The organism is Streptomyces sp. NPDC047453 (assembly GCF_040643155.1).
GTDB lineage: Bacteria > Actinomycetota > Actinomycetes > Streptomycetales > Streptomycetaceae > Streptomyces.
The window spans coordinates 1-16,961 of the sequence record NZ_JBEYTS010000033.1 but is presented as its reverse complement, the minus strand read 5'-3'; the positions used below and the strand labels follow the sequence as shown (position 1 = coordinate 16,961).

The following is a 16,961-nucleotide window of genomic DNA, read 5'->3' as shown; positions in this document are numbered from 1 at the left end:
TCCCGTCCCCGGGGCCGCTAAGGCTGTGTCCGGTACGGGTTGTACGAGGGATACGGCACCGCCGGTCCGTACGACCCGTACCCCAGCGGCCGCGGGTGAACCCCGTACACCCCGTACACCCCGTACCCCGGCCAGGGTGGCGCGGCCATGGGCGTCGTCATCCTGGCCGCGTGTTCCAGTGCGGGCTGCGCCACCTCCCGCCTGCGCCACAGCTCGTGCAGCAGTTCCCGCTCCCGTACGGCGAAGTCGGCTCCGGCCCGCCCCCGGCGCCCGCGGTGCCGGAGGAACGCCAGCGAGGTCGCGTACGCCTCGTACTGGGCGACCGTCCGTGCCGCCGTCCTGCCGAGCCGGCGCCGCGCGTGGACGCGGGCCAGTCTGCGCGCCCGCATGGAGGCCAGGGCGAACGGTTCGGCCGGGGTGAGCCATCCGGCGGCGGTGTACGCGGGCAGCTCCTCGCGCACGGTCCTCAGCTCACGCTGCCGGGTCCAGACGACCAGCCAGGTCAGCAGCCCGAACGCGGGCACCATGATGGCGGCGTACACCGCGAAGAAGCCGTACTCGCCGAAGGTCGCCGAGCCGTTCCACAGGGCGTGCATGCCCATCGCGAGCAGCAGTCCGCCCGGCGGCGGCAGCAGGCGGCGCAGGCGTCGGCGGTACCCGGACATCGCGGCGATGCCGAAGCCGATGCCGGTGAGCACGGTGAACATCGGGTGCGCGAACGGCGACATGATGACGCGGACGAAGAACGTCGCCGCGGTGACGGAGGCGATGCCCCGGTCACCGGTGAGCTGGTCGGTGCCGAAGGCGTTGCCGAGGTAGAGGATGTTCTCGGTGAACGCGAAGCCGGTCGCGGTCACCCCGGCGATGACGACCCCGTCGACGATGCCGATGAAGTCGCGTCTGCGGAACAGGAAGACCAGCAGGACGGCGGCGGCCTTCGCGGACTCCTCCACGACCGGCGCTATCACGGTCGCGCCCAGGGTGTCCGCGCTCGCGGGATCGGCGGTCGCCGTGGCGATCCAGTGGGTGGCGAAGCTGTTGGCGACGATCGCGATCAGGGCCGCCGCGCAGGCGCCCCAGGCGAAGGCGAACACCAGGTTCCGCCAGGGGCCGGGCTCGACCCGGTCCAGCCAGCGGAAGGCGGCCGTCAGCAGCGGTACGGGCAGTACCGCGAGCCCGAGCCCGACGAGGAACCCCTCGGTGCCGGTCTGCCGGCGCACGAGGGCGAGGATGACCAGCCCGGACAGGGCGAGCAGGCTGACGAGCGCGCCGTACCTGACCCATCGCCGCTGCCACCAGTGCGCGTGGCGGGACGTGCCGACGGGAGCGCCGGGAGGTGTCGGGTACGGGGGGCAGGCGGCCACGGCATCGGCCCTCACGAGGTCACTGCGGGTGCTGGTCTTCGTGTGGCACGCGACGGAAGAGCAGATCGTTCACCACATGACCCTTCTCCAGTCCCTGGCCCTCGAAACGGGTCAGCGGCCGGAAGCCGGGACGTGGCGCGAAACCGCCGTCGGCCTGGGTGTTCTCGAAGTCCGGGTGCGCCGTCAGCACGTCGAGCATCTGCTGCGCGTACGGCTCCCAGTCCGTCGCGCAGTGCACGATGGCCCCGGGCCTGAGCCGGGTGGCGGCCAGCGTCAGGAACTCCGGCTGGATCAGCCGCCGCTTGTGGTGCCGCTTCTTCGGCCAGGGGTCGGGGAAGTAGACGCGCAGCCCGTCGAGGCTGTCGGGGGCGAGCATCTCGCGCAGCAGGATGATGGCGTCGCCGTTGCCGACGCGGACGTTGCCGAGTCCGTGCCGGTCGGCGAGGCTCAGCAGGTTGCCCTGGCCCGGGGTGTGCACGTCGACGGCGAGGATGTTGGTGTCCGGGTCCTCGGCCGCCATCCGTGCGGTGGCCTCGCCCATCCCGAAGCCGATCTCCAGCACGACCGGGCGGGTGTTCCCGAACAGCTCGGCGAGGTCGATCACCCGCTGCCCGTCGATGTCCAGCCCCCAGGCGGGCCACAGCCGCTGCAACGCGTCCGCCTGCCCCGCGGTGACCCGGCTCCGGCGCGGCTGGAAGCTGCGGATCCGCCGCTCGAAGTGCGAGCCGGCCGGATCGGCCTTGGGCCCGTCGGGGAAACGCGGCTCCCCCTTCGCCCGGGTGTGCCGCACGGACACGCCGGGCGTGTGCCGGGGCAGCTCACCGGGGGCGGGAGCCTGGGGGGTGTTCAGCGAGTCAGTCACAGTGGGACCGATTTTACGGGGGGCCGGCACGGACCGGCTCTCAAGGCCGACGGGACCCGGCGCGCCCTTCATGCCGACTCCAGGACGGCCAGGGCCCTCCTCGCCACCTCGCGCCCGATCGGCAGCGAGGCGGTCGCCGCGGGACTGGGCGCGTTGAGCACGTGCACCGCCCGGGCGCCCTCCCGGATCAGGAAGTCGTCCACCAGCGTGCCGTCCCGCAGGACGGCCTGCGCCCGCACCCCGGCGGCGGCCGGCACCAGGTCCTCCTCCCGCACCCCCGGCATCAGCCGGCGCACCGCCTGCGTGAAGGCGCCCTTCGACACCGACCGACGCAGCTCCCCGGCCCCGTACCGCCAGTGCCGGCGGGCGAGCCGCCAGGACCCGGGCCAGCCCAGCGTCCCCGCCAGCTCCCGCGGCCGTACGACCCCCCATCCGTAGCCCTCGCGGGCCAGTGCCGGCACCGCGTTGGGTCCGATGTGCACACCGCCGTCGACCCCGCGGGTGAGATGCACGCCGAGGAAGGGAAACGCCGGGTCGGGCACCGGATACACCAGCCCCCGCACCAGCTCCGGCCGCGCCAGCTCGTAGTACTCCCCGCGGAACGGCACGATCCGCACCCCGGGCTCGTCCCCGGTCAGCCGTGCCACCTCGTCGCAGTACAGCCCCGCGCAGTTGACCAGCACGCGCGCGCGGACGACGTCACCGCGCCCGGTCAGGACGGCCACCCCCAGCTCCGGCCGCCGGTCCACCCGCACCACCCGGGCCCCGTACCGGATCTCGGCGCCGGACGCCTCCGCCAGCTGCCGGGCCACCGCCGTGAAGTCGCAGATCCCCGTCGTCCCCACGTGGATGGCGGCCAGTCCGCGGACCTCCGGCTCGTACTCCTCGATCTGCGCGGGGCCCAGCTCGCGCACCGGAATGCCGTTCTCCCGGCCGCGCTGCACCAGTGCGTGCAGCCGGGGCAGCTCCTCCCGCCCGGTCGCCACGATCAGCTTGCCGGTCACCTCGTGCGCGATGCCGTACTCCGCGCAGAACTTGACCATCTCGGCGGCGCCCCCCGCCGCGTACCGCGCCTTCAGCGAGCCCGGCCGGTAGTAGATCCCGCTGTGGATCACCCCGCTGTTGCGTCCCGTCTGGTGCCGGGCCAGGCCCTGCTCCTTCTCCAGCACGGTCACGCGCGTGCCCGGCGCGGCGCGCGTGATCGCGTACGCCGTCGACAGGCCGACGATGCCACCTCCGATCACCAGCACGTCGCAGTCGTAAGCGATGTCCGGCCGCACCTGCTCCACCTCCCGCCTCGATAGTGCACTGCGCCACTGACAATGCCCTCGAACCGGTGGGACCGCGCGGCCGGGGTGCCCGGCCGGGCGGGGCTCAGGCCGGGGTCATCAGCAGCGGGCGGGCCCGCTCGCGCAGCTCCACGACGCGCGGCTCGTCGCTGTAGGGCTCGAGCCGGTGCAGGAGGTCCTTGACGTACTCCGTGGTGCGCGCGGAGGAGATCCGCCCGGCGACCTCCACGGCCCGCACGCCCTGCTCGCAGGCCGCGTCCAGGTTGCCGGACTCCAGTTCGGCGACGGCCGAGACGACCAGCCTGAGGCCGTGCGAGCGGACGAACTCCTCCGTCGGCTTGGACAGCGCCTGCTCGGTGAAGCGGCGGACCTGGCGGGGTGCCTTCAGGTCCCGGTAGCACTCGGCGGCGTCGGCGGCGAACCGGTCGTAGCCGTAGAAGCCGAGCCAGGACGGGTCGTTGTCCCCGTCGCGGGACCGCTCCAGCCAGCCCTCGGCCGCCTTCAGGGCGGCGCCGGCCGCCTGGGCGTCGCCCGCGCGCGCGTGGGCGCGAGCCTCGACGAGCCGGAAGAAGCTCATGGTGCGGGCGGTGGCCAGGCCCCGGTTGCGCTCCAGGGCGGCCTGCGCGAGGTCGACGCCCTCGTCGCCGAAGCCGCGGTAGGTCGCCTGGAGGGACATGGAGGCCAGGACGTAGCCCCCGAGGGGCACGTCGGCGGCGGCACGGGCCAGGCGCAGCGCCTGGATGTAGTACCGCTGGGCGGCCTCCTGCTGGCCGGTGTCGAAGGCCATCCAGCCCGCGAGCCGGGTCAGTTCGGCCGAGGCGCCGAACAGCGCCCTGCCGACCTCGTCGGAGTACGAGGCGAGCAGCAGGGGCGCCGCCTCCACGCGTAAGCACTCCGGCACCATCGACGAACGCCAGTCGCCGCCTCCGTACTTGGAGTCCCAGCGCCTGGCGTCCTCGGCGGCCTCCCGCAGCTTCCGCACATCGCTGTGGCCGACTTTGACCGGTGTGCCCGAGGCCTCCGCAGGGCCCGCCTCGCGCGCCACCGAACTGTCGGCCGGGGTTATCAGCCAGCGCGAGGCGGGCGTTGCGTATGCGCTCACTGCGAACGATCCGGCGAGCGACTGCCAGATGCCGCCGGAGCCGGCCCGGCGGCCGGCGAGGTCGAGCCGGTACAGCTCCGTCGCCGACTTCACCGCCTGGCCCACGTCCCTGGGGAAGGCGAGGCCCACTTCGGGTGCGGGATCCGCGTCCGCCAGGCCGATCTCGTGGAGCGGCACCGGGCGGCCGAGCTTCTGCCCGATGGCGGCCGCGATGAGGTGCGGCGCCGCACCCTGCGGCACCATCCCCTTCGAAACCCAGCGCGCCACCGAGGTCTTGTCGTAGCGAAGTGTCAACCCGCGCTGGGCGCCGAGGTCGTTGACGCGCCGCGCGAGTCCTGCGTTGCTGATTCCCGCGAGGGCGAGAACGGCGCCGAGCTTTTCGTTCGGCCCGCGTTGCTCCCTGGACATGCGCCACCCCTCGACACAGACGGCTGCCGCGCTGGCATAACCACGCGGCATTCGTAAACCCAGCGTAGTTCGCCGCATCCCAAGCGTTAAGGGGCATTCTTCCGGATGGCGGGATTGTGGCCCGCACTCAAGTGCGGGCCCTGCACGCTGGGTTGCGGCGTGCCCCCGATGTGTGGCCGTGCGCCCGTCCGTGCGCTCTTCTCCGGCCACCGGGGGAGCGATTCCATGGTCCTGCGTGGGTCGGCCCGCTGTACTGGATCCAGTGGGCTGGGGGACACCGCTGCCTTCATCCCCGCGGGTGGCGGAACGGTCCGGGGGGCGAACTCCGCCTCCCGGACTGCGTGTTGTCTGCGCGATGCGCAGAGCGAGTACGGAGCGTGCGCACACGTGTCCCCATGACGCGGAATTGGCCGAAAATCGCCCCCGCTCCTCATCGCCGACTACCGCTCTCACCACGGCAGTTGAGGGCGCGAAGGGTGTTGCGGGGAGCGCATCAGGGGGCGCATTCGAGTCGCGGAGGCCTTGCGCGGTAAGGGCGTTCGCCATCATCGGGGCAGGCGCACGGGGGTGTGTGCGGTGCACCGAAGGCGGCTCCGCCTCCCCTCCGGCGCGCCTCCTTCGTGGCAGCATGGTGACCTGGTTCGTTGCGGTGCACTGGTTGCCCACAGGCGGTGGAGGCTTCGATGCGGTGGTTGGTGGGATGGAGCAGCACCGCCGCGGGTGTTATCGGGACCGGCTCCGCCGGCGCCACCGGACACGACGGCCAGACCCTGCACCCGGTGGGCTCCCAGCTCCTGTGGGGCGATCCCGATCCGCTGTGGGCGGTCGGCGACTGGCGCCCGGACGAGGTCCGCGTGGTGCAGGCCGACGCCCAGACCAGGATCGCGGTGCTCGGTATCTGCGGGGCCTCCGACGAGCAGTTGCGGGTCGGCCTGTTCGCCGCGCGCGGGGGCGCGCTCAGGCATCTGACGGCCTGGCCGGGAAGCTACACCGCCGTCGTGCAGGTGGGCCGCCGCATCACCGTCTGCGGCGATCTCGCCGGAGCCCGTCCGGTGTTCCACACCCCGTGGGCCGGCGGCACGGCGTACGCGACGGCCGCGCTGCCGCTGGCCGACCTCATCGAGGCCAACCTCGACTTCGGGCACCTGGCCGCCCTGCTGGCCGCCCCCGACGTACCGGCCGCGCTGGACGACTCCACGCCCTACGAGGGCGTACGGCGCATTCCGCCGGGGCACGCGCTGATCCTGCGGGCGGGGGCGCGTGAGGTCGCCGGGTACGAGCCGGTCGCCTCGCTCGCGGTGGCCGCACCGCCGGCCGACCCGGACAGCGCGGTCGACGCGGTGCGCGACGCGCTGGTGGAAGCCGTCCGCGCCCGTCTGTCCGCGCCCCGGCACGTACCCGACATCGACCCCGGTCCGGTGCCCGGCATGGGCCCCGCCGAGCGCCGCGCGGCCCGCGGGATGCCGGTGCCCGGCATCGGGGCCGACCTTTCCGGCGGACCGGCCTCGGGCACGCTCGCGCTGCTGGCCGCCGGGCTTCCGGGTCGGCCCGGCACCCTCCTGGGCCACGGCACGGGAGCGGGCGAGCGCCTGCTCGCGGTCACCTTCAACGACCTGACGGCCGATGGGCGCGAGGACGAACTGGAACGCGCCGGGACGCTCGCGGCCAACCCGCGCCTGCACCACGTGGTGGTGACCGGCGGCGAGGACGTGCTGCCCTACGCCGAGCTGGACGGGCCCCTCACCGACGAACCCGGCCCGTCCCTGGTCGCGGCGGCACGGCACCGCGCACGGCTCGCGGCGGGCAGCGCGGACCACTTCACCGGCCACGGCGCCCGGCAGGTCCTGGACGCCCACCCCGCGCGCCTGGCCGACCTGCTGATGGACCGCAAGCGCCGCCATCTGGTCCGGCCCGTCGCCGCGCTCACCAAGGCCGACGGATCGGTCATGGTCCCCGCGCGCGTGTACGGCGCGGCGCGGCGGCTGGCGCGGACGCCCTACCGCGCGGGACTCGACCTGCTCGCCGAGCGGCTGATGCACCGCCGCTTCGACGAGCCCGGGGGCACCGTCGGGGCGTCGCTGGCCGCACTCACCTGGGCGAGACCCGGGCCGGCGGCCCGGTGGCTGACCGGAGAGGCGCTGGCTGAAGTATCGGTTCGCCTGCAAGGGGTGACGATCCGTTCGGGGGTGGGGCCCGGGCAGCGGCCGGGCGACTACCGCGCGCGTGCCGCCCTCGCCCGGCAGGCGGCGGACCTGCGGGTGCTAGAGCAGGCTGCCGAGGTCCGCTCCCAGCGGCTGCACACGCCCTTCCTCGACAACCAGGTGGTCCGCGCCTGCCGGGCCCTGCCGGAGGCCCTGCGGGTGCAGCCGGGCGCCCGCGCGGTGATCCTGCGCACGGTCCTCCAGGGCGCCGGGGTGGGCGACCTGCCACCCGGCTGGGGCGCCCCCTCGCACGCCTCGGCCGCGGCGGCGTCCCGCACCGGCCTGCGCGTCGCCGTCAACGACCTGGTGGACCTGTTCGCCACCCCCCTGCTCGCCGAGGCCGGCCTGGTGGAGGCCCGTGTGGTCCGCAAGGCCCTGCGCGTGGCGGCGCAGGGCGAGCCGCTGCCGCTGGACGGCCTGGCGGAGCTGGTGTCCCTGGAGCTGTGGCTGCGGCGCCTGCTGTCCCGCCGCGGCACCTGCTGGACCGGCACACCCGCGCGTGCCCGCGCGGTACCGGCGGGCATCACCCCGCAGCGGGGCGCACTGGCCTCCGGCGGCCGGCCGAGCCCTACCGGCAGCTGAACCTGGACTCGGCCCAGTCCGAGAGGGCCACGGTGTCGAAGGCGCTGTGCGGCTCGACGACCAGCCGTACGGTCCGGTGGCCGGCGAGGCTCACATGGACGGGGACGGCCGGGTCACCGCCCGCGATGGTCCCCGAGTTCCACAGGCGGACGCCGTCGGCGTACACCGAGAAGGAGACCCGGCCGAGCCCTGCCGTCAGGTCGTCGACACCGACCACGGCGTCGTAGGCGGAGCACTCCCGGTTGAGGTCGACGGTGACGGACGACTCGCCGTGCACGGTCACCCCGTGCGCGTACCGCTTGCCGGCGATCGACAGGCTGTGGCGCTGCCACACCCAACTGCTCGCGCCGAGCCGCATCTCGGGGCGGGTGCCGTCTCCGGTGATGTCGTACTTCAGCTCGTTCCACGGGTAGACCACCGGCACGGGAGGAGGAGTCGGCGTCGGCGTGGGAGCCGGCGTGGCGGTGGGCGCGGGCTCCTTGGTCGCGGTGGGCGTCGGCGACGGTGACGGCTCGGGTGCCGGTGTGGGGGTGGCAGCGGCGGGGGGCGGCGTCGCCGCGGCGGGAGGCACCGGGGGCTTGGCGCTCGGTGTCGGCTTCGGCTTCGGCTTCGGTGCCGGCCTCGGCGGCTCGGGCGTCGGGGTCGGCGCGGGCGGAGGAGGGGGCGTCGGCGGCTGCGGCTCGGCGACCGGGGTGGACGCGACGGACCGCGCCTCCGGCTTCCCGACCGGGGCCTCCCGACCGACCAGCGCGAGCGCGACCGCCGCGGCGGCCACGGCGACCACACCGGCCGCGATCCCCGCCTTCACCGGCGCGCCCAGCCCCTCCGAGGCCGCCGCGCCCCCGCCACCGGAGGCACCCCCGGACGCGGCACTCGCGGCTCCTGCCGCGCCCGCGCCGCCGGCGACGATGCCGAGCGCCTTGGCGTACCCGGCGGCGCCGAACCAGCCGATGACGGCGACCGGGACCACGGCGGGGATGCCGCCGGCGACCTCCGCGATCTGGGTGGCCGCCAGCCGGCACCTGGCGCACTCCTCCAGGTGCCTGCGCAGCCCCCGCTCGGCACGGGTGCGCAGCTTGCCGCGGGCGTAGCCGCCGAGCTGGTCCGCGTACCGGGCGCACTCCTCGTCGGCGGTGAGGGCGGCACTGACGTGGGCCTGGAGGTAGGCCTGCCGCAGACCCTCCCGGGCCCGGCTGGCCAGCACCCGCGTGCCGTTGGCGTCCAGCCCGAAGAGCGTGGCGACCGAGCTCGGCGACTCGTCCTCGACCTCCGTGTGCCACAGCACGGCCTGCCACCGCTCCGGCAGCGAGCGGAAGGCCCGCATGGCCATCGACTGCTCGGCCTCGTGCAACGCGCGCACGTCGGCGCCGAGGTCCAGGCCCGCTCCGAAGGAGCCGGCGGACGCGGCGTCGTCCGACAGCTCCGCGGCCCGCGCCGCCTGCGTGGCGAACACCGCGAAGTCGTCGACCAGTTGCTCGCGCCGGGCGGTGCTGGTCCACTGCGCGGCGACCCGCCGGACGGTGGTGAGCAGATAGGCGCGTACGGCGTGCTCGGGGCCGGAGCCGCCGCGCACCGCCTGGAGCACCCGGGCGAACACCTCGGCGGTCAGGTCGTCGGCGGTGTGGGAGTCCCGGCAGCACGTGCGCGCGTACCGGCGTACGGCGTCGGCGTGGCGCCGGTACAGCTCCTCGTACGCGCTGTCGTCGCCCGAGCGCACCCGCCCGATCAGCTCGGCGTCCGACGGCGGCAGGTCCGCCACGTACGCCGGCTCCGCCGCGTACGGCGGTTCACTCTCCTCGAGCCGCTCGCGCTGCGCCGGTACGCCACCGTGTGCCGGAGTGCCGCCCTGGGCCGGTACGCCGTCCTGTGCCGGGGGGCCTCCCTTGGCCCGCCCGGCGTCGCGCGGAACCTCGGACGGCCCGCCCTGGGCCGGCACCTGCGGAGAATCCGGCCCTTCCGTTCGCGACCCGCCGTCACCGGCGCCGTCATCACGCCCGTCAACGCTCATCGCGCAAACGCCCCCGTAGTCGGCCAGACCGTCCCGATCACCGGGCCAGACTGCCACACCGACCGCCACCGGGCCCCGGTGGCAGGGATCCACCACTCGTCCGTGGGGCCCGGTCGTGCCCGGGTACCGTCCTCACCCGTAAGAGGGAGGCCCGTCGGACACGGCTCACGCGGGGGACAGGGCTCACGCGGGCCGCGAGCGCAACCCCTCCAGCAGGATGTCCAGCAGCCGGGCCGAAGCGGCGGCCTGCTGCGCCGCGTCCGGCAGCGAGGGCGCCGCCGTCGCGATGACCAGCAGCACGTCCGACACCGACACGTCCGGCCGCAGTTCGCCCGCCGCGCGCGCCCGCTCCACGAGCCGGCCCACGACCTCCAGCAGCGCCGCCGCCCCCGCGTCGTCCTCCACCGCGCCGGACTTGAGCGCCGCCCCGTCGGCCACGAGCCTGAGCTCCCCGGAGCCCGGCTGGGCGCGCTGCTGCGGCACCCGGGGGTCGGCCCGGTCCTCGGCGACCGAGACCCGCAGCACCTGCGGCGGCAGCAGCCGCCCGGCGCCGGAGGCCACCGACGTCCGCAGGAAGCGGGAGAGCGCCGACCACGGCTCGTCCTCCTGGCCGAGCGCGGCCCGCGCCTGGTCGGCCAGCCGGGAGGTCTCCTCCTCGGCTATCCGCCGCACCAGGACGTCCTTGCTCGGGAAGCGCCGGTACACCGTGCCGACGCCGACCCGCGCGCGCCGCGCCACGTCCTCCATCGGTGCGCCGTACCCCAGCTCGCCGAAGACCTCGCGGGCAGCCCGCAGCACGTGCTCGAGGTTGCGCTGTGCGTCCACGCGCAGCGGCGCCGTCCGGCCCGTCCGGGGCTCGTCCCCGCGCCCGTTGCCCGCCGCAGCGCCCATCGCCCCGCCACCGGGTGCCACGGCGGACGCGGTGGACCAATGAGTGCCCTGAATGTGCATATGTGATCCCCCGGTAATGACGTCTCCCCCCGGAGACTCCCCGTCCCTGATTCCGGAGTGCGCGGAACGGGATCACGCACGATCGGGCCCGCCCCCGAGAGCCGGTGGTACTCGGCGGGCTCGCTCGGATCACATCCCCCACACCCCGTCGACACACGAACATAGTTGAGAGGGAGTCAATTCAGAAGGGGCAGGTTCCGCACGGAGCGCCCCCCGATCGGAGTACGAGCCGCATACGTCCGTATTGCGCCCCCTTCCGCCCCCCGGCGCGCACCCACTGACCTGCGTCCTTTCCTCACACCCCGATAATTCGGCCAACCCCGCACCGCTCCGGCCGACGGTCACACAATTCGTCGGGGCTGTGGACAAACGAGAGCGTCGGGTGCGTCATGGGATGGTGAAGGAACGTGCGCGCATTCTCGTTGTCGGCGGCGGCTACGTCGGGATGTACACGGCCCTGCGCCTGCAGCGGCGGATGAAACAGGAGCTCAGTCGGGGCGAAGCGGAGATCACGGTGGTCACGCCCGATCCCTACATGACGTATCAGCCCTTCCTGCCCGAGGCCGCGGCCGGCGCGATCTCACCCCGGCATGTCGTCGTCCCGCTGCGCCGCGTACTCGACCGGTGCCGCATCATCGTCGGCGAGGCCACCTCCATCGACCACGCGCACCGCACCGCGACCCTCACCACACTCGCCACGGAGGAGGCCGGAGGCACCGAGAAGCTGGCGTACGACGAACTCGTCCTCGCCCCGGGATCCGTCTCGCGCACCCTGCCCATCCCCGGCCTGATCGACTACGGCATCGGCTTCAAGACCGTCGAAGAGGCCATCGGCCTGCGCAACCACGTCATCGAGCAGATGGACATCGCCTCCTCCACCCGCGACCCCGCGATCCGCGACGCGGCCCTCACCTTCGTCTTCGTCGGCGGCGGGTACGCGGGCGTGGAGGCGCTCGGCGAACTGGAGGACATGGCCCGCTACGCCGCCCGCTACTACCACAACGTCAAGCCCGAGGACATGAAGTGGATCCTCGTCGAGGCCTCGGACCGCATCCTGCCCGAGGTCGGCGAGGAGATGGGCCGCTACACGGTCACCGAACTGCGCCGCCGCAACATCCAGGTCCTCCTGCGGACCCGCCTCGAATCCTGCGCAGGCCGGGTCGCCGTCCTCAGTGACGGGCAGCGCTTCCCGACCCGTACGGTCGTGTGGACCGCGGGCGTCAAACCGCACCCGATCCTCGCCGCCAGCGACCTGCCGCTGAACGGCCGCGGGCGCCTGAAGTGCACCGCGCAGCTGACCGTCGAGGGCGTCGAGCACGCCTGGGCCGCGGGTGACGCCGCCGCCGTCCCCGACGTCACCACCGGCGAACCGGGCAGCCTGACCGCCCCCAACGCCCAGCACGCGGTCCGTCAGGCCAGGCTCCTGGGCGACAACATCAGCCACTCCCTGCGCGGCGAACCCCTGGAGACGTATGCGCACACATACGCCGGCTCGGTCGCCTCGCTCGGACTGCACAAGGGCGTCGCGCAGGTCTACGGGCGCAAACTGAAGGGCTACCCCGCCTGGTTCATGCACCGTGCCTACCACCTCAGCCGGGTGCCCACGGTCAACCGCAAGACCCGGGTGCTCGCCGAATGGATGCTGGCGGGACTCTTCAAACGGGAGATCGTCTCCCTGGGTTCGCTCGAACATCCCCGCGCGGAGTTCGAACTCGCGGCTGGTGGAAAACATCCTCTCGACCCGAACATCAACCCGAAAGGGTCGTCCTGACCGGACCGGGGAACTCCGCCGCACGCCCCGGCGTCCAACGGATGTCGGCGCGGTCGGCCACACCGCCCAACCGGCCCGCGGCCGAGGACGGGCAGTCGCCCGCCCGGCACGGATGACGCATTCCCGCTGTGCCGCACCGCCGGGACAGTAAGAATGTGCGGTCACCGCCGCGCGGCCCCTGACCCCCGGCCGGGCCCGGAGCTGGCCTGAGACGACGACACGAGGCAAGGATTCGTGAACTTCACGCGCTGGAGCGCCCGGCTCCCCGGAATCAACGGAACGCAGCGCCGCACGGCGGCTCGGCCCGATCTCGCGACCGTCCCGGACCGGCGGGCGGACGGCACCGTACCCGCGGCCCGCGTCGAACAACTGACCGACGAGACGGTGCCGGTGCCCGCCGTCGACGAACTCCCCGCACGCGAGGTCCTCGACCGCGTCCCGGCCCTCGTCGCCCTCGTCCACGGCTCCGACCACCGCATCGCCTACGTCAACGACGCCTACACGGCGGCCTTCGGCGTACGCCCGCTCGGCGGACCCGCCCACGAGGCCCTGCCCGAACTGCGCGAACTGGGTCTGCTCCCGCTCCTGGACCAGGTGCTGCGCAGCGGCAGGCCCCGCACCCTGAAGTCCCGCAAGGCACCCGACGGCCGCTCGTACACGTTCACGTGCACACCGGTCGCCGAACCGAAGGACGACGGCCGCGGCGTTCTGGTCTTCGCCACCGACGTCACCGACCACGCCGACGCCGCCGAACGCCTGCGCGCCAGCGAGCGCCGGCAGCGCGAGACCGCCGTCACCCTCCAGCGCTCGCTCCTGCCCCAGGTGCTGGAGCAGCCCGACGACCTGCGCATCGCCGCCACCTACCAACCGGGCGGCACGGAGGCCGCGGTCGGCGGCGACTGGTACGACGTCATCACCCTCGGCGGCGGCCGCACGGCACTGGTCATCGGCGACGTGATGGGCAGGGGGGTGCGCGCGGCCGCGGTCATGGGCCAACTGCGCACCGCCGTCCGCGCCTACGCCCGCATGGACCTGCCCCCGCACGAGGTCCTGCAACTCCTGGACGGCCTCGCCGCGGACATCGACGCCAACCAGATCGCCACCTGCGTGTACGCCGTCCACGACCCCAACGAGGGCCGGCTGGTGTACGCCTCCGCCGGGCACCTGCCGATTCTGGTCCGCGACGAGAACGGCACCGTGCTGCGCGCCGACGAACCCACCGGCCCGCCGCTCGGCACCGGCGGCTGGGTGCACGCCTCCGGCTCGGTCCCGCTGGGCCCCGGCTCCACGGCGGTCCTCTACACCGACGGCCTGGTGGAACGCCGCGACGAGGACCTCGACGAGGGGATCGCCGCGCTGGAGCGCGCGCTCGCCGGCGCCACCGGCTCCCCGCAGGTGGTCTGCGACCGACTGGTCCGCTCGGCCGGTGTGCAGGCCGACCATGACGACGACGTGGCCGTCCTCGTCCTCCAGCACCCCGCCCGCACCGGCCCGGACGGCGAACTCTTCCGCAACGCCGCACTGGAACTGCTCGGCGGAGTGGAAGCGGCCCCACGCGCGCGTGCGTTCGCCTCCGGCGTCCTCGCCAGCTGGCGCTTCCCGCCCGATCTGCACGACCTGGGCGTCCTCGCCGCCAGCGAACTGGTCGCCAATTCCCTCCAGCACGGCACCCCGCCCATGCGACTGCGGCTCCGGCGCACCGACCGCCGCCTCATCGTCGAGGTCACCGACGGCGACGACCACCTCCCGAGGCGCCGCCGGGCCGACCCGGGCGACGAGTCGGGCCGCGGCATCGCCATCATCGCCACCATCGCCACCAACTGGGGTTCACGCAGAACTCCGGGCGGCGGCAAGGCGGTGTGGTGCGAGTTCACCCTGCCGGGGGAGGTGAGCCGGCGGGGCCTGCGCTGAGGCGGACCGCCCACCGGGGAGCGGGGGTCCGGGGCGCGGCCCCACGGCCGGCCGACGGGCGCGGGCTCAGGCCTCCGCGCCCACCGGCTCCGCGGCCACCCCGCCTCGAGCGACCACCCGGCTCCGCGCGGCCCACGGATGGTCCTGCACAGTGCTGAGCCCCCGCCCCAGCCGCAGCGCCAGGACGGTGATCAGGAGCGAGAACAGCAGGAACGTCACCACGTACGGTCCCGGCAGCGAGGCCGCCAGAGGGCCGCCCGCAGCCGGGCCGAGCGCCAGCGCGAGCTGCTTCACCAGGGCGAAGGCCGAGTTGTACTGCCCGGCCATCCCCTCCGGTGCGAGGTCCGCCACCAGCGGCGCGACCGTCGGCGACAGCATCGCCTCACCGAGCCCGAACAGGGCGTACGTCGAGATGAACGCGGCCGTGGCCATCGCCCGGCTGCCGTGCCCGAGTCCCGCGTACGCCGCCGCGGCCCACGCCACGGCCCAGATCAGCCCCACGGCCGCGATCATCCGCGACCGCCGCCGACGCTCCACGAACTTCAGCACGGCGAACTGCGCCACCACGATCATCAGCGTGTTCGCGGCCAGCGCCGTCCCCAGCGTCGACGTGTCGATGCCGGCGGCCTCCACGCCGTACGCGCTCAGGCCCGACTCGAACTGCCCGTAGCAGGCGAAGAACAGCACGAAGCCCAGTACGCACAGCTGCACCATCGCGCGGTTCCCGACGAGCTGCCGCCAGCCGGTCCCCGCCGCCCTTCCGGCCTCCGCCGGGTCGTCGGCGATCCGCGGCGAGTGCGGCATCCGCACCGTCGACATCAGCACGACCAGCAGCAGGAACACCGCCGCCTCGATCGCGAACAGCAGCGTGAAGGAGGAGACCCGGGTGGTGTCGACGAGGTGCCCCCCGATGAGGCCACCCACGCCCAGCCCGAGGTTCTGCAGGAAGAACTGCATCGCGAACGCCCGCGACCGCGTCTCCGTCGTCGAGCAGTCCACGATCATCGTCGCCAGCGCCGGCTGCATCACGGCCTGACCCGCGCCGAGCGCCGCCGCCGACAGCAGTACGGCTCCGGCTCCACCCGCCAGCCCCAGGCTCAGCGCGCCGAGCGCGGCCGTGACCAGGGCGGCGAGCAGGACCGGTAGCGGGCCGCGCCGCACGATCGCCCGGCCGGCGAACGGCAGCACGATCAGCGCGGCGACGGCGAAGACGGCGAGGACGAACCCTGCCGTCATGGCTCCCAGACCCCGCACCTGCGCCACATAGACGTACAGGTAGGGAACGGTGAAGCCCAGCCCGAACGCGCTGAGTGCGTTGCCCACGTGGATCCGGCGCATCGCTGCGCCCATCGCCCTGGTCACGTTCACCCTCTCTTAAACAGGTAGCAAGTAGTGGACAGGAGGTTGCTTGAAGTGGTCAGTAGTTAGAACTGAAGACTTTGAAGCTAAAGTTCGATGCTAAACGGTACACCTGGAAGGACTTCAACGCCAAGCAGCCCCGTGCCATACTGCGGACATGGGCGACACACCCGGCGGCATCGGCACCGAGCCAGCGCTCGACGAACAGATCGCCGCCTACCAGCGCGAGTTCCAGGACCTCGACCCCCAGGTCGAGCAGATCGTCTCCGCGCTGTCCCGGCTCAACCGGCGGATGAACGTGGCCTACGGCCGGCAGACCGCCGCGCTCGGCATCAGCAACGCCGACTGGGAGGTGCTGAAGGCCCTCGTCCTCTCCGGCGCCCCTTATCGCCTGGGTCCGAGCGACCTCGCCAAGCGCCTCGGCCTCACCCCGGCCGCGATGACCCACCGCATCGACCGGATGGTGGCCGAGGGCCTGGTCACCCGGGAGCGAGACGAGGCCAACCGGGTCCGGGTCATCGTGGAGCTGACGTCCGAGGGCCGCGAGAAGTGGCTCGAGGTCATGCGCCTGGCCACGGTCTTCGAGGGGGACCTCCTCCAGGACCTGTCCCCGGCCGAGCGCACGGCCCTCGGCGAGGTCCTGACCAGGATCCTGCGCCGTGTGGAGCACGACCAGCCGGACGCCGGCGGTCGGCTCACCGATCTCGACTGACACCTCGGCGGGGACGCTTGACAGTCGCCTGCCGGATCCGTAATGTTCTCCGGGTTGCCGCGGGACCGTAAGAGACCGTCGACGACACCTCCGCCGCATGAGCGGCACCCAAACCACCAGCACGATCTCCCATCCGGGGTTGTTTTCGGCGTGCGCGAATTCAATTCGAGTGGGGCTCGTCGATCTTGATCCGGTGCCCCAAGGGCCCGATTGGGAATCGCCGAGAGAATCCGCTAAGGTTTGGGACGTCGGAACGGCCCAACGGCCGCGAAGGCAAACCCCGCTGACTGGGTGTCAGGTCGAGAAAAGGATCTGATAGAGTCGGAATCGCCGGAAAGGGAAACGCGAGAGCGGAAACCTGGAAAGCACCGAGGAAATCGGATCGGAAAAAGATCTGATAGAGTCGGAAACACCGAAGGGAAGCGCCCGGAGGAAAGCCCG

The 16,961-nt window shown here is 73.4% G+C and carries 11 protein-coding genes; 4 read left to right on the top strand and 7 right to left on the bottom strand.

Translation table 11 applies throughout. The features are described from left to right. Positions 1 to 17 precede the first annotated feature (17 nt). The 4 genes from ABZ818_RS25540 to ABZ818_RS25525 form a co-directional block, all read right to left on the bottom strand. Positions 18 to 1,364 (bottom strand): PrsW family intramembrane metalloprotease, encoded by a 1,347-nt coding sequence (locus tag ABZ818_RS25540; RefSeq protein ID WP_361419120.1) that lies wholly within the window; start codon positions 1,362 to 1,364, stop codon positions 18 to 20. 19 nt (positions 1,365 to 1,383) lie between these two features. Then, positions 1,384 to 2,226, bottom strand: coding sequence for a tRNA (guanosine(46)-N7)-methyltransferase TrmB (gene trmB / locus ABZ818_RS25535; protein ID WP_361418982.1), 843 nt, complete (start codon positions 2,224 to 2,226; stop codon positions 1,384 to 1,386). 68 nt (positions 2,227 to 2,294) lie between these two features. After that, positions 2,295 to 3,515: an L-2-hydroxyglutarate oxidase gene (lhgO, locus tag ABZ818_RS25530; RefSeq protein ID WP_361418979.1), complete on the bottom strand. Its 1,221-nt coding sequence runs from the start codon at positions 3,513 to 3,515 to the stop codon at positions 2,295 to 2,297. Between the two features lie 85 nt (positions 3,516 to 3,600). Beyond that, entirely contained in the window at positions 3,601 to 5,025 is a 1,425-nt protein-coding gene (locus ABZ818_RS25525; RefSeq protein ID WP_361418976.1) for an MFS transporter, read from the bottom strand. Between the two features lie 683 nt (positions 5,026 to 5,708). Between ABZ818_RS25525 and ABZ818_RS25520 the strand changes: the two genes are divergently transcribed. After that, positions 5,709 to 7,808, top strand: a complete 2,100-nt coding sequence (locus tag ABZ818_RS25520; RefSeq protein ID WP_361418973.1) for an asparagine synthase-related protein — start codon at positions 5,709 to 5,711, stop codon at positions 7,806 to 7,808. On the opposite strand, the gene ABZ818_RS25515 is transcribed toward ABZ818_RS25520, so the two are convergent. After that, on the bottom strand, positions 7,795 to 9,816 hold the full coding sequence (locus ABZ818_RS25515) for a sigma-70 family RNA polymerase sigma factor (RefSeq protein WP_361418970.1): 2,022 nt from the start codon (positions 9,814 to 9,816) through the stop codon (positions 7,795 to 7,797). The two genes, ABZ818_RS25520 and ABZ818_RS25515, sit on opposite strands and share 14 nt — an antisense overlap. Before the next feature lie 183 nt (positions 9,817 to 9,999). Continuing rightward, positions 10,000 to 10,767 carry a helix-turn-helix domain-containing protein gene (locus ABZ818_RS25510; protein ID WP_361418966.1) on the bottom strand — a complete coding sequence of 256 codons (768 nt, stop codon included), beginning with the start codon at positions 10,765 to 10,767 and terminating at the stop codon, positions 10,000 to 10,002. A 394-nt stretch (positions 10,768 to 11,161) separates the two neighbouring features. On the opposite strand from ABZ818_RS25510, the gene ABZ818_RS25505 reads away from it, so the two are divergent. Next, entirely contained in the window at positions 11,162 to 12,538 is a 1,377-nt protein-coding gene (locus tag ABZ818_RS25505) for an NAD(P)/FAD-dependent oxidoreductase (protein WP_361418963.1), read from the top strand. 234 nt (positions 12,539 to 12,772) lie between these two features. Beyond that, on the top strand, positions 12,773 to 14,449 hold the full coding sequence (locus ABZ818_RS25500; protein ID WP_361418960.1) for a SpoIIE family protein phosphatase: 1,677 nt from the start codon (positions 12,773 to 12,775) through the stop codon (positions 14,447 to 14,449). 66 nt (positions 14,450 to 14,515) lie between these two features. Here ABZ818_RS25500 and ABZ818_RS25495 read toward each other — a convergent pair whose 3' ends face one another. Then, positions 14,516 to 15,787: an MFS transporter gene (locus ABZ818_RS25495; RefSeq protein ID WP_361419117.1), complete on the bottom strand. Its 1,272-nt coding sequence runs from the start codon at positions 15,785 to 15,787 to the stop codon at positions 14,516 to 14,518. Positions 15,788 to 15,965: 178 nt separating this feature from the next. Here ABZ818_RS25495 and ABZ818_RS25490 point away from each other — a divergent pair, with 178 nt between their 5' ends. Further along, positions 15,966 to 16,520, top strand: coding sequence for a MarR family transcriptional regulator (locus tag ABZ818_RS25490; protein WP_361418957.1), 555 nt, complete (start codon positions 15,966 to 15,968; stop codon positions 16,518 to 16,520). Positions 16,521 to 16,961 lie beyond the last annotated feature (441 nt).